Source organism: Mesorhizobium temperatum (assembly GCF_002284575.1).
GTDB lineage: Bacteria > Pseudomonadota > Alphaproteobacteria > Rhizobiales > Rhizobiaceae > Mesorhizobium > Mesorhizobium temperatum.
In genome coordinates this window covers 1-19,223 of sequence record NZ_NPKJ01000069.1, presented here as the reverse complement: position 1 = coordinate 19,223, position 19,223 = coordinate 1, and the positions used below count along the sequence as shown (strand labels likewise).

Genomic DNA, 19,223 nt, shown 5'->3' with positions numbered 1-19,223 from the left:
ATGTCATCATTTGCTTTCTCCGGTCTCAATCTTGCGATCACGGCTCCGTTCGACTCGAACGGGCGTATCGATTTCGATCGCTTCCAGGAACTCATCGAGCGGTATCTGGCTGCCGGCGTCGACGGTATCGTGTTCAGCTCCGGCACGGGCATGCATGTTTATCTGTCGCCGGATGAATCGAGGTCCCTTATCGAACGTGGCGCGCGCATCGTCGCCGGACGGGCCAAGGTGATCGCCCAGGCCTCGGCATTGCTCACGACCGACGTCGTCGAGAGGACGCGGTTTGCGAAGGATTCCGGTGCGGATGGTGTGATGATCCTTCCGCCCTTCTTCGAAGGTCCGTCGGACGACAACAGCGTCTTCGACTTCTACGCCGAAGTCGCCAAGGTCGGATTGCCCATCATCGGCTACAATGTGCCCCAGGCGGTCGGTGTACGCATAACCCCGGACCTGCTCCGCAAACTTTCCGAACTGCCCGAATTCCGCGCCGTCAAGGACAGCAGTGGAGACTTAATTGCGCAGGTCAGGCTGATCGGCACCGGCTTGGACGTCATCAACGGGGCCGATCCGCTCGTCCCGTTCTCCCTGTTCGCGGGTTGCTCCGGTCTGATCTGGGGCGGCGCGAACATTGCGCCACGCACCTGCGTGGCGATCGTCAAGGCCGCTCGGGAAAAGAGATGGGACGACGTGCAGTCGCTCTGGCAGTTACTGGAGCCAATTATGTCCCTTCTTTGGGACGGCGACTATGTCCCAAGCGTGTATGCGGCCGCCGAACTCACTGGATATGGCTGCGGCAACGCGAGAAAGCCGTTCCGTCCCCTTACGCCCGACCGCATCGCTGCGCTTCGAACGGCGCTCGGCGCACTGGTCGAACAAGAAGCGGTATGATGACCAGCAAGACCTTTCGTGCGCGTCGCCTTCCCGCCCATGGCGTGGAGTCCGGCTGGGCGGCATTGCTTCCTCCGAGGACGCCAACGCCCGAGCTGGATCGGGCCATCACTGTCGATGTCGTCATCATCGGCGCGGGCTTCGCCGGGTTGGCCGCCGCTATGCAACTGGCCGATCTCGATCCAAGGCTTTCCGTCGCCGTCATCGATGCCGACGTGGTCGGAAACGGGGCCAGTGGCCGGAACTCCGGGTTCATCATTGATTTGCCCCACGACATTTCGTCGGGCAATTTCGGGGTGGACGCTGTTTCCAAAAGCCACAACGAGATAGTGGTAGCACGGACGGCCATTCAACATTACGCCCGACTGGCGGAAGAAAATGGCTGGGACAAGGACGTGTTCGATCGTAGTGGCAAATACAGCGTGGCCATGACCGATGCCGGCACGGAGCATCTTGCGACGTACTCGTCCAAGCTCAATTCATTGGGCGAACCGCACCAGCTTCTCGGTGCCGAGGAGATCGAGGAAGTCACGGGCACGCGATCCTTCAAGTCCGGGCTCTTCACTCCCGGTGCGGTCATGGTGCAGCCTACAGCGCTGGTGAGGGCCATTGCGGATTTGTTTCAGGAGCCCGTCAGGCTGTTTGAGCGGACGCCCGCCCTGTCCATAGAAACCTCGTCAAGCGGCTGCACGGTGAAGACACCAAAGGGGGAGGTCAGGGCAGGGCGGGTGATCCTGGCGACAAACGGCCACGCGGAGAGCTTCGGGTTCGGAAGCGGTGAACTTCTCCACGTCTTCACCTACGCCTCGATGACCGAACCGTTCGATCCCTCTACGCTTGCCGGATCGCGGAAATGGGGAGCGACACCGGCCGCGCCGATGGGCACGACTGTGCGACGTATCAACGGTGCCGATGGCGACCGAATCCTCATACGCTCGCGCTATACCTACAACCCAAAAATCGAAGTTGGCGCCGGCTCGATCCAGAGTGCGAGCGACCTCCATGACCGCAAGTTCGCGGACCGCTTTCCCGATCATCGTCACTTGAAGATGCAGTATCGTTGGGCGGGCGCAATGGCGCTTACGTGGAATTCGGTGCCACTGTTTGGCCAAGTGGAAGACCGCATCTTCGCCGCATGCGCGTGCAACGGCATAGGGGCGACCAAGGCCACTGCCGCGGGCATCGCAACGGCGGAGCTCGTGGTGGGGCATCGGTCCCAGCTCGGCGAAATATTCCGCTCATTCGAGAAGCCCCAGGCATTGCCGCCGCAGCCGTTTACCGACGTGGGTGCACGATTGAACCTCGCATACAGAGAATGGCGCGCGGGACGCGAATAGGTCCTTTGCAGGCTGACTTCGCTTCGCGACCCATGAGTGGCCGTATCTCAACGGGAGAACAGCCGGCGTGCTGTAAGCGATCAGAACGGAGACAAGAGCATGGCTATTCTTCTGATTGCCGAACACGACAACGCGACGCTTTCCGACCAGACCGCCAAGGCGCTTTCGGCAGCGCTGCAGATCGGTTCGGACGTGCATGCGCTGGTCGCCGGCAAGGGCGCCAAGGCCGCTGCCGATGCCGTCGCCATGCTCAAGGACGTCAGCAAGGTGCTGCTCGCCGAAGCCGACGAACTCACCGAACGCCTTGCCGAACCTCTGGCGGCGTTAGTCGTCAGCATAGCCGGCGCCTATGACACGATCATTGCGCCGGCGACCTCGTCGGGCAAGAATATCGCGCCCCGCGTGGCCGCACTGCTTGATGTCGCGCAGGTCTCCGAGATCATCGAAGTCATCTCGCCCGACACCTTCAAGCGGCCGATCTATGCCGGCAACGCCATCCAGACGGTGCAGTCGAGCGACGCCAAGAAGGTGATCACCGTGCGCACCGCTTCGTTTCCAAGCGCCTCCCAAGGCAATGCGGCTGCCGTCGAGAATATCTCGGCGGCAGCCCACCCGGGTCTCTCCATTTTCATCGAAAACAAGTTTTCTGAAACTGACCGCCCGGAGTTGAACTCGGCCAAGATCATCATCTCCAGTGGACGCGCGCCGGGCTCCTCGGAGAAATTCCAGGAAGTCATCCTGCCCGTCGCTGACAAGCTCGGTGCCGCCGTCGGCGCTTCCGCGCCGTGGTCGACGCCGCTATGCGCCGAACGACTGGCAGGTCGGCCAGACCGGCAAGGTGGTGGCGCCCGATCTCTACATTGCTGTCGGCATCTCCGGCGCCATCCAGCACCTTGCCGGCATGAAGGATTCGAAGGTCATCGAGCGCGGAGGATTTCGTGGCGACGGGCCGCGACATCGAAAGCCGGGTCCTTGCACGCCGTCAAGCTGCATCTGGAGCGGCGGATTATGCTCAACGGAAATAAAGCAATCGTACTCTCAGCTTAGCTGAGAACGCCGCGATGTGAAAATCTGTATCTTCCACCAAACGCAAATGGAGAATCAACATGGCACGGCCCCCAACCCCCGGCAATCCAGGCAACACCCCGCCCGGCGCGCCCGACTGGGTCCCAAGCCCGCCGGGTCGTCCGCCCGGCGTTCCGCCTGGCCCGAAGGACCCACCTCAGCCGCCGGATCGTCCAGTAGGATGACCTGGATAGGCTGTGGCGATCTGAAAGCAGGTATGCTCCCCCACTGGGAGCATGCCTGCTTAGGACGATTGGATTTCGAACTGCGTGACCTCGCTTTCTTTGCCCGAGACTCGCTGCGAATCGACGAAGACCAACTGAAAAACGGGGTGCTCTGCGTCGAGTTCGAATGGCCGCTGGCATCCGGGGAGAGCTGCGAGCTTCGCGCAGTATTCCCCGACAGCTATCCTTTCGTCCGCCCGCAAGTCGCCCTTCGAGGAAACCCAGAAAGCTTTCCGCGCAGGCACTGCTCACCGACTGACGGTAATCTTTGCTTGTTGGGCCGTGACACGGGACTGTGGTCAATCGCGTGGACGTTGGCGAAACTTCTGGAGAAACAACTCGCCAATGCTCTAAATGGCACGGGCGTGGAGGATCCACAGGGCGAACCGATGGAGTTCTGGTGGAACGCCATCGCCCCCGGATTCGATGGCTATGTCGACGGCAGCTACATGTTGATCGACACCGCCTGGAACGTAGGAGGTGAAACTGAGGGAACGCTGCGGGCGTCTTACTCCCTGCAGAAGATGGACGACAAAATCAGGTTCCAAGGTGCCGTAGACGAAATCAGGGCTAAGGACGGATCCGTTCTAGCTGCCCGAAAATTTCCGCTTCCCCGCGGACTTGAACTGAAGAAGGTCACGGGCACATTTCCATGGCGGCGCGTAGGTTATTTCGCGCCGCCATCGCCCGAGGGTGGGCGTGATCGGAAGGTGCAGGACCAGCTTACCTTCGGAGGCCGCTCGATCACCAGTGGCTCGCCCGCCATTTCGATGTCGGTCACTGTCCAGGCGACGGAACTCAGCCACGGTATTGACGGCGACACCTGGCTATTTCCACTGCGTTACGGACCCGCAAAGTCGTTCCGGCCAGTGAAGCAGGGGCAGAGAGGTACCCGCCCCTCGATGATCATCGTGCCCACGCTCCGCGCCGGGACCACAGACATCGGTGCCCGAGTTCCGTCGGTGGGCATCTTGAAGGACAAGGTGATCGCCATCTTCGGAATGGGAGCTATTGGTGCCCCAGTTGCGATCGAGCTTGCCCGCAACGGCTGTTCCCATCTCACCGTCATTGACCATGACATCGTCGAACCAGGAAACTCCATCCGATGGCAGCTTGGTGCGACGGCCTGGGGAATGCGAAAGACCGCTGCCGTCAAGCAGCATGTGGAATCCGAATACCCAGGGGTCGAGGTCGAGGCGATCGATCACACCGTAGGGATAGCCACGGCTGCCCACGGGAACGGAGGAGACCATTCAGTTCTACCGCCGATCTTTGGGAAGGCGGACATCGTCATCGACGCGACGGCCTCTTCCGGAATCTCACGTTTGCTGGCTGATCACTGCAAGTCCGCGGGCAAACCGATGATCTCTCTTTTTGGGACGCTGTCATTGAAGGGAGGTGTCGTTGCTGCCTACCAGCCGAAATCCGGCTGTCCAACCTGCCGCGAATTCGCCTATGCGAAAGATTTGATCGATAAAGCTCCTGGATCAGGAGAAACATCAGGGCTGAATCAGCCGGCTGGATGCGCCGAGCTGACCTTCACTGGGGCTTCATTCGATCTCCATGAATTATCTTTGGAAGCTGTCCGCTTGACCGTGGACATTCTTTCGCAGCCAGACGATTTCAAGGAATCCTTGGTTCACACCCTCACATTACATCACGGCATCAAGCGGGTGCCGCCGTCTTGGCGGGTCGACGTGTTGCCTCCCATGCAGGAATGCGGATGCAACCCGTAGTATGGCTGCCTCGAGCGATCATGCAGGACATGCAGACCGATGCCGACCTTTGGTATGATCGGGAAACGGGTGGGACCTTCATGGGGTACTGGGCCGAAAGCAACGTTGCCGTCGTAACAGCAATGATACCGGCCGGGCCCCAAGCATCTCATGAGCGAAGCAGCTTTCTCCCTGATCAAAGCTGGCAGCAGGCGGAGATCGCGAAGCACTATGAACGTTCCGGGAGGTTGGACACGTATCTTGGGGACTGGCACACACACCCGGATGCCGTTTCGAACCGCCTGAGTTGGACGGATCGAGCATGCCTGAAGACGATCATCAGGACACCGGCAGCGCGTAATCAGAAGCCCCTCATGGTCCTCATGTGCGGCAAACCACATGAATGGTTCTTGCATCCATGGCTCTGCCAATTCCGGACCAAGTTATTTCTGTTTGAAGTATTGGACGAGAGAGAGCCGACCATCTTAGCCTACTCGAGTCGCGCTTCCGAAACAGGCGAGGAAATCGCGAAGCTTTAATCAAAATTCCGACCGTTTCAGCATTCGGGCACACAGAATGAGGGCAAAATCAATTTCATGCACTACGATCTGGGGCAGTGTCATCGTGGCCAGATTATCGGGATCACACTCACATCGGGCGCGAACGTGAGAAGTCCGGGTCGGACGCCTCAACGTTTCCCAACGAGATTTCTTGCTCCGGTCTCAGCCGTTTGACCAAGGTCGCCACAACGCCGTCCCGGCGGGGAGATCGCGGGTTCCGTATGAACAGGCCCAAGTCGTCCGCCGGCATTGCGCTGCTGGCAAATGTCTCGAAGCGTCCTTGTTCGAGCAGGCAGAAGGTTAGCGCGACATCGTGCCGACTTCGCGGCGTTGGGTCTGATTTTATGACGTGCTGCATTCCCGGCGAGTTAGGCCGCTTGTCTTCCCGCTGTCTGCCCGGCGGTATGCGCCGTAGCAGCGCTTCGCAGCGTGTGGATCGGGGGTGAGTTCAAGGTAGGGGCGAGAGACGTGCAAGCTGTCTTCGAGAGATTTTTGGAACGGCTGTCGGAAAGCATCGATGAGGCCGATCTTCGCGGTGCCCTGGCCGATGTAGCTTCGGAACTCGATCTACTCGCTTTTGCCTACCTATCCTTGCCAATGCGGTCTGATGGCAAGCCCACGCTGATCTCGAACTATCCGGCGCACTGGACATCGCGCTATCTTGAAAACCGGTACCAGAGTGTCGACCCGGTCATTGTGCGTGCACGCTGTGGTGGATGCCCGTTTCGATGGGGATCCGATCTGAAGGGCAGCGAGGCTTCAGGGGCCCAGGTTTTCGAAGAAGCGGCGCAGTTCGGCATCTGCTGCGGCGTGACGATCCCGATTATAGATCTCCGAGGGAATTTTGCGGCGATGACCTTTGCCGCTGACAAGCCCGATACTGCATTTTTCCGAGTCGAGGAACGCTAGAACAAGGTCTCCCGTTCATCGCGACCAGTTTTCATATGTTCGTTCGCAGCAGGCTTTCGGGCCATCGAATGGTGGATGGTGTGTCGCTGACGCCGCGCGAATACGAATGCTTGCAATGGTCCGCGAAGGGCAAGTCGGCCCGCGATATCGGCTGTATCCTTGGGATCACGCGGCACACAGCCGCGTTTCATCTGGGCAACGCTCGCCGAAAGCTTGGATTGACGACCACCAGACAGGCGATTACGCGTCTCGCCCGTTCAGGTTTTTCGCTTCAATGACAAGTCAGGCTGACCTGCGCAACTGCACAGGCTGCCAGATCGTGAAGATTCGCCTCCAATAGCGGGGAGATATCCCGGCGAGGAGGCCTTCGATGATCCAGCTGATTGCGCCCGACTGCTACGATGATTTTGCCGACGAACTGCATGCAATGCATCGCCTGCGCTACCGCGTCTTCAAGGAACGTCTCGACTGGAACGTGGGAGTGAATGGCGGGTATGAGATTGATACCTTTGACGCGCTGAGACCTCACTACCTGCTGCTCCATAGTTTCGGCGCTCGAGTCGCTGGTTGCGTGCGCCTTTTGCCCTCTACAGGCCCGACAATGCTTCGCGACACGTTTCCGATGCTGTTGGAGGGCAAGACCGCGCCCGAGGACTCGCGCATCTGGGAAAGCAGCCGTTTCGCGCTCGACATTGCTTCGTCCGCACCGAAGGGGGCGGGAGGTATTGCTCTCGGTACCTACGAACTCTTCGCCGGCATGATCGAGTTCGGCCTGTCGCGCCAGCTCAGCCGCATCGTGACAGTCACCGATTTGCGTTTGGAGCGCATCCTTCGCCGCGCCGGCTGGCCGCTTGAGCGAATCGGCGAGCCGCAAACGATCGGCGTCACCCGCGCGCTGGCCGGCTATCTCGAAGTGTCGAAAGAAATATTGCAGGTGGTTCGACAAAACGGCGGCATTGGCGGTCCGGTGCTATGGTCGCCGGTGCTTCGGCGGGTGGCATGATCTTTCCACACAACGGGGGCGGGCAGGGGAGTACCGTCATGCCCGCATCTGTTGCGACAGACGTTACGCCAGACTGGTGGGACGAAAGATCGTACGATTACACCGCTCATTTAACGGTGCGGGGCTGGGCCTGGGAGTTTTTAAGACGTAACCCGGCATTCCAGCGGGATCTGCTCGCTGCGCTCCAACGGGCCAACAATTTGTCGCGTAGCGCCCCCGTCGAGGTGATCGCGTCGGCCGGCGACCTGTCGCGCTGGGGTGTTTTGTTTCGCTGAGGCTTATGGGCGCAGTGCGGCCGTGTTCTGGTGTCCGCGCCGGTGCGCACATGTGTTGCCGATCATTGCGGAACAGCTGTCCACATTGTCGGCGACGTCGCCTTTCGACCTGGCGGCGTTGGCATGTCGTGCGACAGTCCTGCTGATGCCCGACAAGAGCCAGCATGTTCTTCTTCGCAATGCGCATCGCAGTCTCCAGCTCGCTGTCTCGGGTGCGGACATCCTGCGGCCTGTTTACCTGCGCGCCGAGGCGATCTGGCCGGCAGCACTTTCGAAGCATCGCCTGTGGGCACTCGAGTGTCTCAATGCCCTCTGTGCGCACGGACAAATGCCCACACGCTTGTTTCCGCCCGACAAACGCGGCCCCCGATTGACCTTCGTGCTTCGTGCGCTCGACGGATCGCTCGCCGGAGCGTCACATCGCGAAATCGCTGAAGCGCTGATCGGTCAAGGCCGCGTCCATGCCGACTGGAGGGATCCTCGCGATCACCTGCGCGACCGCATCCGCCGCGCCGTCACCCGTGGCCACGCGCTCATGAATGGTGGCTATCGAGACTTCTACGTCGGAAAAAGCATCGCAGTCCGCGCTGTGCGTCAGCCGGCGAAAATTTCCTTGTAGCCGGTCGTCACCATCCAGTTCGCACGGTCGAGATGACTGCGAAAAACCTTGCGAGCCCGTACCGGCTCAAGAGCCGGGTCGATGCCAAGAATGAGATCGGCCATCTCTTCTACGCTGGCATTGTCGGCGCAGGCGTCCAGGATCCGTAGGTAAATGGTGAAATGCTCCCTGTCGTAGCTCGTGAGGCTTTCCGACCAGGGGACTTCGTCCATGATGTTTGGCTTCATTTGCGCTCTTTGCCTGTTTGATGTGAGTAGATGGTGGCGGTCGGCCGGTTGCGGCCCGGCTGAGCATCTTCTCCGACAGGCCAAACTATAAAGAATAGGAACGATCATTCCTAGAACGATAATTCCTTTTCAGCGCCTATCTCGCTGTGGATCTCAAAGAGGTCATGGCGATCAACATGCGTCGCTTGCGCCATGAACAAGATCTGACGCAGGAAGAGTTGGCTGCACGCGCGGACCTTAGCATGCGCTATGTGGGCTCGATCGAGCGTGCCCGCGTCTCCGCAAGCGTCAGCGTGCTCGGACGACTTGCGGAGGCATTCAGTGTTGACCCCTGCGAGCTAATAAAACCACCGCGCAAGGTATAGCATTCGCGATCGGCTTCTGCCGAAGCGGGAACTTCGGCCGGCTCTTGACGGCGCTCGCGCGCCTGACGACGCGCACCGGGTGATCGCGAACCGAGCCGGCTTTTCTTCGGCAAGCTCAGGCAGTCCTCAGCCATATGCTTGCAGCGGGAGCAACAAAGAGCCCAACCCATGGCAATTAAAACGACCGAGGCTGTAATCGCCACCGGATAAAGTTCCGTGGCAGGCCAGCTGTAGTAAGCCCATAATGATCCAACAGGCGCACAAGCTCAGACATGACGTCCGGGGAAATGATGTCGGCAAGGAGTGCTATCCGGAGCATTCCATCAGCAACGGCAAAGCCATCCTGCTCCAAGGTGAGTCTAAGCACTTTAGGCCTTAGTCGAGGCCCCGTTGATCAGGGGACTCTTCGTGGTCCGGTGGAAGCGGGGAAGCCGCCCCCTCGACAACGGCTTACTCAAGTGTGGCCCCACGATCGGCTGCTATGTGTCGGATGGTCATCGATAAAATTGATCAGAACGTTCCTCCGATTTCGGACACTTCTTCGCCCACGGGCAACAAGGCCGCCTCCTCGAATGATCTGGGTCGCCTGTGTAGGGCCGACGGCAAAAAAAGGGCGCACGAGGCGCCCTTCATTTTCAGATCGGCTATCAAGCAGGCCGCGTTCGCCTTTCGTTATCAGAAGCGGTAGGTGACACCTGCGCCTATCAACCAGGGATCGAGCGCGGCCTTCCCCGTCAGCTTCGCACCGTCCACAGTGACGTCGAAGTCTGGTTTCAGGAAGAGCTTCTTCACGTCGAAGTTGACGCCCCAGTGCTGATCCACCATGTAGTCGAACCCGACCTGCAGCGCGGCGCCGAACGTGTTCTTAACCTTGAGAGCATCGGCGCTGCCGACACCCTGGTTATAGAAGATCGTGTAGTTTACGCCGCCACCGACATAGGGCTTGAAGGCGCCGAAATCGGTAAAATGATACTGCAATGTGAGCGTGGGCGGCAGCAGCCAAACCTTGCCGATGTTGCCCAACCCGCCGATCGTTCCTTGGCCGTAGATGTTGGCATAGGTGGTGCCGAGTACGAGTTCGGCGGCGATGTTGTCCGTGAAGAAATAGGAGATATCGAGCTCCGGGATCACCGTGTTCGAATAGGAAAGACCGGAGCCGGGCACCGCATTGACGTAGCCCGAATCCTTAGTGATGACCCCCAACCCACGCAGGCGGATCTGCCAGGGGCTTGGCGCTTCGGTGACCGAGGCTCCTGCCTGCGGGACGCTTGCGGCTTGCGCAAGCTCCGCCGCGACGGCCTGCTGTCCTACCACGATGAGGACGACGGCCGCTGTTACTCCCCGCGCCACGCCCATTCGCTTTGTCGCCATGATATTCTCTCTCCTTTATCTTCAGAAATGATGCGATGTACTATTACGAATACTGCTAGAATTACTTGAGATTGCGGATGCCAATGCTCCTCTTACCTGAGACTGTGTTTGCGCGTTCCCGCAATAATCGATCTGTGCTGACTTCGTGAAACGTTGCCTTTGTCTGGGTTGCGCCTACCTATCGAACGCGATCGTCTTGCCAGCCGATGGCACTGCGAAGGAAATTGTTGCCAAGGGCAATGAATGCGGCTCTCTCGCGATTGTCCTTGCCGTAGCTGTGCCCGCCCGCGCTGGGCTCATAGAAGTAAGCGGGATAGCCAAGAGCCTGCAGCTTTGCGGCCATCTTACGCGCGTGGCCCGGGTGGACTCGGTCGTCCCGCTTTGTGGTGGCGAGCAGGATCGGCGGATAGGGCTGTCCCGGCGTCGCGGCGTGATAGGCGGAGATTTCCTTGAGGAAAGTCCAATCCTCCGGCTTGTCGGGATCGCCATATTCGTCAATCCCGGCTGTGCCCAAAAGCTTGGTGTAGCGGCGCATGTCGATAAGCGGAATTGTGCAGAACAGCGCGCCGAAACGCTCAGGATAGCGGGTAAGCATATTGGCGATCAGGAGGCCGCCATTTGAGGCGCCCTCGGCGGCAATCCGCCTCGGCCGTGTAATGCCCCTTCGCACGAGGTCGGCGGCAACGGCGGCGAAATCGTCATGGGCGAGACGTTTGCCCTGTCTGCGCCCGGCGTCGTGCCAACGGCTGCCGAACTCGCCGCCGCCCCGGATGTTCGCCACCACGCACGTGCCGCCGCGTTCGAGCCACAGCTTGCCGAGCGAGGAGTTGTAGTAGGGCAGGAGCGATATGCCGAACCCGCCGTAGGCGGTGAGGTAAACCGGTGCATCCCCGTTCCCGTTCGCTGGGCCGACCTGCGTATAGGGGATCATCTCACCATCAATCGAGACTGCCTCGTGGCGCGTAACCACCAGTCCGGATGCGTCGAAATCCTCCGGACTGCGCTTCAGGATCACTGGGGCGCCGAGAGGTGGCGCGGCATTGAGGTCGAACAGAAAAAGCTGCGGCGGCGTGATCGGGTCCTGAGCCGAAACGAGGATCTCTCCATTGGTGTCGAGACGTTCCTGATTGAGCGGCCAGAGGTGAACAGTCCCTTCGGCGGGCATGGTGTCCAGGGCTTGGCGCGTCCACTCCTGGCGGCCAGGTATGAACAGCTCGAAACGCGGAACGAGGTTGACGAGGTAGGAGATGATGAGCTTCCCGTTCTTCCAGAAGCATGACTGCAGGGCGCGCCTGTCGCCTGGTTCAAACAGCGTGCTAAAAACGCGCTCGCCGGCGATGAAAGAGGAAAGCGAGATGCCGATCAGCGCGTCGGCGGCATGGGTCGTCCCTCCCACAGTCCAGGGCTTGCGCGGCCTTACCGCGAGCCAGTCGCCGAATCCATTCCACCGGGCGTCCCGCGGAAGGTCGATCTGCATCTTCGGCCCGCTCCTGTCGCCGATATGACCTATCATTTCGAAGAAGGCCGGCGTCTCGATGAACCAAAGGCGCTCGCTCCCGGCGGTGCGGTCCAAATGACCAGATACGCCGAGGGATTCGGAATCGGCCTCGAAGATTACCGCTGCGGTGAGCGGATCCGCGCCACGCTTCCACAACCGAACGGTGCGCGCGTAGCCGGAGCGGGTGGCCATGCCATCACCAAGCGCACTGGAAAGCAGAAGCGTGTCAGGGTCGAGCCATTCAATGCCGCCCTTGGCCTCCGGGAGATTGAAACCGTCGGCGACAAAGCTCAGAGACCCCAGATCGAATTCGCGATGCACGACCGCATCGCTGCCGCCGCGCGACAGGCGCAGAACGGCTCTTTCCCGTCTCTCCGGCTCGATCGACGCGCCGCCCCAGATCCAGTCCTCTCCGTCGCTAACGGCGAGGGCGTCCAGATCGAGCAGTACCTCCCATTGGGGATACGCCTTCATGTAGGCGGCAAGGGTGGTCCGGCGCCACAGTCCGCGCGGATTACGGGCATCTTGCCAGAAATTGTAGAGGTACTGACCGCGGCGCCTGATCGGGGGAATCTTGTCGGGACGGTCGAAAATCGCTGTCAGGGCCGCGCGGTCGCGCTCGAATTGCGTTCCACCGAAGTGCCCCAGTGTCCTGGCCGACTGGCTGGCGGTCCAGTCAAGTGCCCGTTCGCCTTCTATATCTTCAAGCCAAAGATAGGGATCATCGTCGGGAGCATTCAGAGTTGGACGGAAATCGAATGCAGTCATGTCCGGACAACCTGAAGAATGAAAGCGCAAAGGCTTCCGTCCGCTCGGGAAAGCTCAGTGTTTGCGGCGACGGCCGCAGGCTCGGCGAGCGTGATCATGGATGAGTTCTTCTAGTTGGTGCGGCGCGGCAGTGCGTTTGCGCATAGGACTGCATGTGTCGTGCCAACCAGGAAAATCGTTTCAGAACAATGCGATCGCTCTGATCGCGCTGTGTCTCATGTCCGACATTGTCATAGATCCGACAATGACTGCACGGGTAAGCGCCTGATCGACCTCGTGTGTGAGCTCGCAGGAGACCCTGCAAACTCCAGCAGTGAAGCTCACACCGAAGTTGGTTGGGACCATCTGCTGCAATGCATCCCGTATCCGGCTTCGATCGGCAGATACCGATTTGTTGGCGGACGATCTGAGCGACGAAGACCGGCTGCGCATATGATCTACACACCGCCAGGGCAGGAGTGTCCAGGCACATCATGGACATGAGGCGCGATCGATCCCTGGCGCTCCACGGTGAAGCGGCGCAAGGGCAATGGGCAGCTTGCGATGGCTCTTGCTGGCCAGGCTCACCTCGGCATCGTGCAGAGCGGTAGAGCCGCCGCCCTGCGCGTCCTTTACGGGGCGCTTGCCGAGCATCTTGAGCCCCATGTTGAATTGGGACGGGGACTAAGAAGTGCTTTGGCCTTGGCGATCGTGTCGGCCAGCCGTAATGGCAATAGCCCTGTCGAACACATAGGTGGCTGGGAGACACAAGATCTCACCATCGACCTTCCATACGTGCATACGTGAATGGACCAGAAGACAATCGTTGTTGATCGCAGAGTTACGATGTTTAACGAACTCTTATCACTGTTGCAACATCGAATAGGGTAACCTCCATCGTAATAGCGGTGCGTCACAAACGCGGTGTTCAACATTTGGAAAAAATTGGCAGGAGGTTCTAGTGACCGCATCACCACTCGAAGGAGTGAGGATACTCAGCCTGGCGGAACAATACCCTGGCCCTTATGCCACCTTGCTACTTGCAGATCTAGGCGCAGATGTCACTCTTATCGAAAGGCCAAACGGAGGTGATCCGGCTCGAAAGCAGAAAAGCCTTTTTTCCTCGTTGAGCCGCAACAAGCGAAGTGTCGTCCTTGATCTCAAGTCAGCAGCCGGTCAGGAATCCTTATTTGAGTTGAGTAAAACTGCAGACGTTCTCATCGAAGGCTATAGGCCGGACGTAATGAAAAAACTCGGATTGAGTTACGAGGAACTCAGTCCAGTAAATCGCCGTTTGATATATCTCTCATTGACTGGCTTCGGTCAGAATGGCCCTTACCGCAGGCGCCCAGCCCACGACCTCTCCTGCCAAGGGTTGGCCGGGGTTCTATTTCAGCAGGGTCGAACCGGACACCCCGAGACACAGTTTCAATTGCCCCTTGCCGATCTCGCCTCGGGTACCCTGGCAGCACTGGGTGTCGTTTCGGCTCTACTGGCGCGGGAGCGAACCGGACACGGCTGCTACATCGATCTGGCTATGACCGATAGTCTGGTGTCATGGATGACGCCGTATCTCTATGCGAGCCTAAACGGAAGACCAATGGCAGAGGTATACACGGACGAACCCGCCAATGGGACGTTCGCTTGCGCAGATAACAAGCTCATTACGCTCAGCATCGTGCAGGAAGATCACTACTGGCAGGCTTTGTGCCGGGCGACTGGTCTGGCACAACTGGCCTCCGCAAGCCATCAGGACCGGGTGCAATACGCTTCTGACTATCGCGCGCAACTTGCTGCCGCTATCGCCAAGGAAACACGAGAGGCGTGGGCAGATATTTTCAGTACGATCGAAATTCCTTGGGGCGAAGTGCTTCACCTAAATGAAGTCGCAACAGATCCGCAGTTGCGCGCACGAGACCTATTTGTCCGGCTTAGCCCAGAGGACGGCGGCGAATGGCACGTGAAGCAGCCGCTGCAATTCGACTGTTACAAAACCGGAATTCGGCTTCCTGCGCCTGAGCTCGGCGAGCACACTCAGGAAATCTTGTCTCGTTGCGAATCCAGCGGGACCCGACTCCACCGCCCGAATTGATCAGCCGCTGGCTGCTTCTCTTGTATTCCTCGGAGTGCCCGCGTCTTGAGCAGTTCCCCGACGGCTCGGCCATAGGCATTCCATGCACGCTGGTCCATATCGCGGCGACATGCTGGTGCCGCGCTGGCGCTGACGCGTGCGCCGCGTTTGCCGCCTGGGTTCGGGACGGGCGCGAGTCGGTGGAGTCTGCGAGCACATCTCGACAAACAACCGCAACTATAAACCGGCAAGGAACAGGCGAACGGAGGCACTCAAATGCAAAATACTTCTATAGGAGCGAACGCCCGCCCGCAGGAGGACGAACAGGTGCGTCCACTGAAGGGTATTCGCGTCTTGGCATTCACGCACTATGCGGCAGGACCAATCGCAGCGCAGTATCTTGGTTCGCTTGGGGCGGAAGTCGTCAAGATTGAGGCTCCGGCCGGCGATTATCAGCGTACTGGGATCAAGGAACCGACGGCCGATCCGGACGCACCCAGTCCCTATTTCCTCGGCATGAATCGCAACCAGCGTTCACTGTCCATTGATCTGAAAAGGCCTGAGGCGCAAGCGGTCATCCGCGAGATGATCTCCCGGGCGGATGTCATTCTGGAAAATTTCCGACCCGGGGTCTTGGAGCGGATGGGTATAGGCAGTTCGGCGGTTCTCGCGGAGCATCCTGGAATAATCTATTGCTCGATAGCTGCTTATGATCCGGCAGGCCCAAGCCGAAACAAGCCGGCACTGGATTTGATCATTCAAGCCCTGTCAGGCATCGCCAGCCTGGGTGGGGCAGCCGATGGCCCGCCCGTTCCTGCCGGTGCCTACATTGTTGATACCTACACGGCGTCACAAGCAGTCATCGGCGTTCAGGCGGCGTTGCGCCAGCGCGATCAGACAGGGCTTGGTCAGTGGGTGCGTGTGGATATGATGTCGTGCGCACTTCACTTGCTGGCGTCGGAATCTTGCTATGCGCTGAACGCACAGGAGCGGGCAAGTCGAGGGCGAAATGGCATTAGCCACAGTCACCAGCCGGCGCCTTACGGCATCTATTCCACCTTGGACGGCGCGATTGCCCTGGTGGCTCACCCCGCATCCCTCCCCGATCTTGCCGCCGCGTTGGGCCTCAGTAAGCAGATCATACCGCTGCTGGAGGGGAAGGGCGCTTGGACAAACCGGGACCAGATCGCCGGTATCCTGTCAGGTCGTCTGCGTCAGCTGACGAGCGATGATGCGCTTACGCGCCTTGCACCCACAGGTATCCTGCTTGCCCCTGTACGCAGCATTGATCAGGCGCTGGCGGATCCCGATGTGGCTGGCCAACTGGTCCGCGAGGTCGAACACAGCTACGGCGGCCGCTATCGCGTTGCCGTGGAGCCGCTGAAGCTTTCAGGCTCTGCGCTCGTTTTCGATCGGCCTGCCCCCGATCTCGGCGAGCATTCAGTGGAGGTTCTGCGCGAGACTGGAATCAATCGAGATCGCATTGATGCGCTGATTGCTAGCGGCGCAGTTCGTGTCTCCGGAAGACCGGGGAATCGCACATAGCGATTCAAACCGATATGCAAACAACACATTTGCGGTCGATACCGATCCTGGATGACAGCGACGACACGCATCATGGAAGCCGTATTCGTTGGACATAAGCCTGTCCTCAGGCCTGAGCTTGAGCCTTTCTGCTTACGCCGACTATCCGGTCGAAATGGGGAGCAGTTCACGGAAGGCATCCAGGAGAGGCGGATTTCTCGCGTGCATGCTGTGGCGGATCCTATTCCATGGAGATCCGCCCGTCAGAAGGTTTTCCAAGAAAGGCGCGCAGTTTGGCACCTGCTGTGGTGTGAGAATCCCGATCATCAGTGTTGCCGCCATGACCTTTGCCGCCGAAGAGCGCACTCCAGCGTTTCCGGGCGCGGACCGCTACGAACAAGGTCTTCAGGTCCTCGCAACCTGTCTTGATATTTCCGATTGCCGCAAACTCTCCTGCCAGTGAATGGTCGTGGTGTCTCGCTGACGCTGCCTGCAATGGGCAGTGCGGGGCAAGTCGGCCTGGGAAATCGGCTGCATCCCAGGTTCAAGCAGCGCACGGCCGTGCTCCATCTCGATATCGGCCGCAGAGAAAGCTCGGCGAGCATCACCAAACAGGCCATTGCGCGTCTCGCCGGTTTCGCTTTTTCGGTTCACTGATAAGTCGGCTTCACCTGTGCAACTGCACAGGATGCCATAGCGTGAAGGTTCGTCTCCAATAGCGGGGAATTCCCCCGAGGAGGCATTTAATGACCCACCCTATTGCGCCCGACTCTACGACAACTTTGCCGACGAAGGGCGTGCAATCCACCGTCCGCTCTATCGAGCCTTCAAGGGACGTCTGGAACGGGGCGCAGGAGCCGATAGCCGCTAGGAAATCGATTCCTTTGACCCGCTCAGGCCGCGCTGGTTGCTGCTGCGCGGTTTCGACGGTCGGGTTGCCGTTTCGTGCGTCTCCTGTCCTCGACAGTGCCAATGGCACACGGTTCGACGAAACGGTGGCATTGACGGTCCGGTTCTTTCGGCGCCGGCGCTTCGCCAAGTGGCCATGACCTTGGACGGCCTCGGGGCAGGGGAGCACAGCCATGCCTACAGTTCTTGTGACTGGCGCTGATCAGGCTGAGTGGCAGGATGAAAGTTCATACGATTACACCGCTCGTCTGACGCTGCGCGGCTGGGCCTGGGAGTTCTTGCGCCGCAATCCGGCATTCCAGCGTGATCTTCTCGCTGCGCGCCAGCAGGCCAATGCTCTGTCTCGCGAATCCTTTCTCGACGTGATCGCGTGGGCCGGCGACCTGTCGCGCTGGGGCGTTCTGTTTCGCCGAGTCTTACGGGCGCAGTGCGGCCATGTTCTGGTGTCCGCACCGGTGCGTCCATGTGCTGCCGGCCATTGCGGAACAGCTGTCTGCATCCTCGACGACATCGCCGTTCGAGCTCGCGGCATTGCCATGTCGTGCGACGGTCGTGCTGGCGCCGGACAAGAGCCAGCACGTTCTTCTTCGCCATGCGGAGCGCAGCCTTCAGCTCGCCGTCTCGGGCGCGGACATCCTTCAGCCAGTTCACCTGCGGGCCGAGGCGGCCCGCGATGCTTTCGAAGCATCGCTTGTGGGCGCTCGAGTGCCTCAACGCTCTTAGTCTGGGTCAACAGCTGCCCGCCCGCTTGTTTCCGCCGGAAAAACGCGGCCCCCGATTGACCTTCGTTCTTCGTGCGCTCGACGGATCGCTCGCCGGAGCGTCACATCGTGAGCTCGCTGAAGCTCTGATCGGTCAACGGCGCGTCCACGCCGACTGGAGGGATCCTCGCGATCACCTGCGCGACCGTATCCGCCGCGCCGTCTCTCGTGGCCGCGCGCTCATGAATGGCGGGTATAGAGATTTCCTGTTTGAAAAGTGACAGTCCGCGCTGTGCGTCAGCCGGCGAACAATTCCTTGTAGCCGGTCGTCGCCATCCAGTTCGCCCGGTCGATATGGCTGCGAAGCGCCTTGCGGGCGCGGACCGGTTCAACTGCTGGGACGATGCCGAGAATAAGATCGGCCATTTCCTCTTCGCTGTCGGCGCAGGCGTCCAGGATCCTCAGATAGATCGTGAAATGCTACCTGTCGTAGGCCGTGAGGCTCTCTGCCCAGGGTACGTCGTCGACGACACGCGGCGTCCCAGTTACGTGCATTGGTTCTTGCCTTCACCATTTTAGACTGAGCTTCCACCACGCCCGTTTGTCGAAAATGCTCGCGTGGCGAGATGCTCTACAAGGAGCTGGCCTCTCATGTATGGAGATTCGAGAAGTCTTTGCCCGTAATCTGCGACAGCATCGACAGACAAAGAGGCTATCACAGGAGGCGCTGGCGCATGAGGCCAGCGTCGAACGGTGTGCCTGGCGTGCAGCAGGTCCCGGTTGCCCGGCGCTGTCTCAAGGAATAGCGGACACAAACCCTGCGGGAAAGCACGCACCATTCAGCCACGTTCAGCGTTGTCCGATACCCGACAATGTCGGATACGTAACAGAATCTGATCCATCAGTTGTTTTTAAATGCTTTTTTGCCTTGGCACGGTACATGCAACGCTTGCGGCAAAAGGCGTTCGGACTGAGGAGAAGTCGTCTCATGGCCCCGAAGAACCGCTGACTTACGCCACCTCCCAAGGCGTACCCGGCCCGGCAGTGAGCTCAGTCTCCTGCCGGGCATCCGGTTTCAGGGTGTATGTGCCCTGGCGTTCAGAAGTTCAAGTCGCGCGGCGGCAATGTCCGGCTGAGATCGTGTCCCAGGGAGTGGTGTAGCTGACGGCTTGGTCGCCGCGCTCTCCGGCATGGGGGCCGGGCTGATCAGCGTGC

At 59.7% G+C, this 19,223-nt stretch carries 17 protein-coding genes and 4 pseudogenes; 17 read left to right on the top strand and 4 right to left on the bottom strand.

The features are described 5' to 3' along the window. The 10 genes and pseudogenes from CIT26_RS29430 to CIT26_RS29385 all read left to right on the top strand — a co-directional run bounded on the left by CIT26_RS29430 (position 1) and on the right by CIT26_RS29385 (position 8,595). Positions 1-888, top strand: a complete 888-nt coding sequence (locus tag CIT26_RS29430) for a dihydrodipicolinate synthase family protein (RefSeq protein ID WP_095495827.1) — start codon at positions 1-3, stop codon at positions 886-888. Further along, entirely contained in the window at positions 888-2,225 is a 1,338-nt protein-coding gene (locus tag CIT26_RS29425; RefSeq protein WP_425350386.1) for an NAD(P)/FAD-dependent oxidoreductase, read from the top strand. The genes CIT26_RS29430 and CIT26_RS29425 overlap by 1 nt, the downstream gene beginning before the upstream one ends. Positions 2,226-2,324: 99 nt before the next feature. After that, positions 2,325-3,147 (top strand): annotated as a pseudogene (locus tag CIT26_RS29420) (electron transfer flavoprotein subunit alpha/FixB family protein); the annotation flags it as partial. Position 3,148: 1 nt separating this feature from the next. After that, a pseudogene (locus CIT26_RS38940) lies at positions 3,149-3,272 on the top strand (formyltetrahydrofolate deformylase); the annotation flags it as partial. A gap of 199 nt (positions 3,273-3,471) precedes the next feature. Then, the gene (locus CIT26_RS29415) at positions 3,472-5,250 is read left to right on the top strand and encodes a ThiF family adenylyltransferase (protein WP_143747937.1); all 1,779 of its coding nucleotides are present in this window, start codon (positions 3,472-3,474) and stop codon (positions 5,248-5,250) included. Between the two features lie 20 nt (positions 5,251-5,270). Then, positions 5,271-5,768, top strand: a complete 498-nt coding sequence (locus tag CIT26_RS29410) for a Mov34/MPN/PAD-1 family protein (RefSeq protein ID WP_167391571.1) — start codon at positions 5,271-5,273, stop codon at positions 5,766-5,768. 489 nt (positions 5,769-6,257) lie between these two features. After that, positions 6,258-6,976, top strand: a pseudogene (locus CIT26_RS38935) (LuxR family transcriptional regulator). A 92-nt stretch (positions 6,977-7,068) separates the two neighbouring features. Further along, complete coding sequence (locus tag CIT26_RS29395) at positions 7,069-7,701, top strand: acyl-homoserine-lactone synthase (RefSeq protein ID WP_095495822.1); 633 nt, start codon at positions 7,069-7,071, stop codon at positions 7,699-7,701. A gap of 38 nt (positions 7,702-7,739) precedes the next feature. Next, entirely contained in the window at positions 7,740-7,976 is a 237-nt protein-coding gene (locus CIT26_RS36830; RefSeq protein ID WP_167391570.1) for a transcriptional regulator domain-containing protein, read from the top strand. Between the two features lie 52 nt (positions 7,977-8,028). Then, entirely contained in the window at positions 8,029-8,595 is a 567-nt protein-coding gene (locus CIT26_RS29385) for a DUF2285 domain-containing protein (protein WP_245319603.1), read from the top strand. On the opposite strand, the gene CIT26_RS29380 is transcribed toward CIT26_RS29385, so the two are convergent. Further along, positions 8,571-8,822 (bottom strand): DUF2285 domain-containing protein, encoded by a 252-nt coding sequence (locus CIT26_RS29380; RefSeq protein WP_031194854.1) that lies wholly within the window; start codon positions 8,820-8,822, stop codon positions 8,571-8,573. The two genes, CIT26_RS29385 and CIT26_RS29380, sit on opposite strands and share 25 nt — an antisense overlap. A gap of 146 nt (positions 8,823-8,968) precedes the next feature. Between CIT26_RS29380 and CIT26_RS29375 the strand changes: the two genes are divergently transcribed. Then, a complete protein-coding gene (locus tag CIT26_RS29375) occupies positions 8,969-9,187 on the top strand; it encodes a helix-turn-helix domain-containing protein (protein ID WP_023830737.1) in 219 nt (72 codons plus the stop codon). A 675-nt stretch (positions 9,188-9,862) separates the two neighbouring features. Here the strand turns inward: CIT26_RS29375 and CIT26_RS29365 are convergent. Together CIT26_RS29365 and CIT26_RS29360 are read right to left on the bottom strand one after the other, a co-directional pair. Next, on the bottom strand, positions 9,863-10,558 hold the full coding sequence (locus tag CIT26_RS29365) for an OmpW/AlkL family protein (RefSeq protein WP_095495817.1): 696 nt from the start codon (positions 10,556-10,558) through the stop codon (positions 9,863-9,865). Positions 10,559-10,736: 178 nt separating this feature from the next. Then, positions 10,737-12,824: a prolyl oligopeptidase family serine peptidase gene (locus CIT26_RS29360; protein ID WP_095495816.1), complete on the bottom strand. Its 2,088-nt coding sequence runs from the start codon at positions 12,822-12,824 to the stop codon at positions 10,737-10,739. Positions 12,825-13,334: 510 nt separating this feature from the next. On the opposite strand from CIT26_RS29360, the gene CIT26_RS36145 reads away from it, so the two are divergent. The 6 genes from CIT26_RS36145 (at position 13,335) to CIT26_RS38005 (ending at position 18,289) form a co-directional block, all read left to right on the top strand. Next, positions 13,335-13,610 (top strand): hypothetical protein, encoded by a 276-nt coding sequence (locus CIT26_RS36145; RefSeq protein ID WP_143747935.1) that lies wholly within the window; start codon positions 13,335-13,337, stop codon positions 13,608-13,610. Positions 13,611-13,764: 154 nt separating this feature from the next. Next, complete coding sequence (locus CIT26_RS29355) at positions 13,765-14,895, top strand: CaiB/BaiF CoA transferase family protein (RefSeq protein WP_095495815.1); 1,131 nt, start codon at positions 13,765-13,767, stop codon at positions 14,893-14,895. 255 nt (positions 14,896-15,150) lie between these two features. Further along, the gene (locus CIT26_RS29350; protein WP_095495814.1) at positions 15,151-16,419 is read left to right on the top strand and encodes a CaiB/BaiF CoA transferase family protein; all 1,269 of its coding nucleotides are present in this window, start codon (positions 15,151-15,153) and stop codon (positions 16,417-16,419) included. Between the two features lie 205 nt (positions 16,420-16,624). Continuing rightward, complete coding sequence (locus CIT26_RS29345) at positions 16,625-16,861, top strand: hypothetical protein (protein ID WP_095495813.1); 237 nt, start codon at positions 16,625-16,627, stop codon at positions 16,859-16,861. 619 nt (positions 16,862-17,480) lie between these two features. Further along, positions 17,481-18,089 (top strand): transcriptional regulator domain-containing protein, encoded by a 609-nt coding sequence (locus CIT26_RS38930; RefSeq protein ID WP_425350385.1) that lies wholly within the window; start codon positions 17,481-17,483, stop codon positions 18,087-18,089. Further along, complete coding sequence (locus CIT26_RS38005; RefSeq protein WP_245319602.1) at positions 17,981-18,289, top strand: DUF2285 domain-containing protein; 309 nt, start codon at positions 17,981-17,983, stop codon at positions 18,287-18,289. The genes CIT26_RS38930 and CIT26_RS38005 overlap by 109 nt, the downstream gene beginning before the upstream one ends. A gap of 16 nt (positions 18,290-18,305) precedes the next feature. On the opposite strand, the pseudogene CIT26_RS29330 reads toward CIT26_RS38005, so the two are convergent. Then, positions 18,306-18,563, bottom strand: a pseudogene (locus CIT26_RS29330) (hypothetical protein). Between the last annotated feature and the right edge of the window lie 660 nt (positions 18,564-19,223).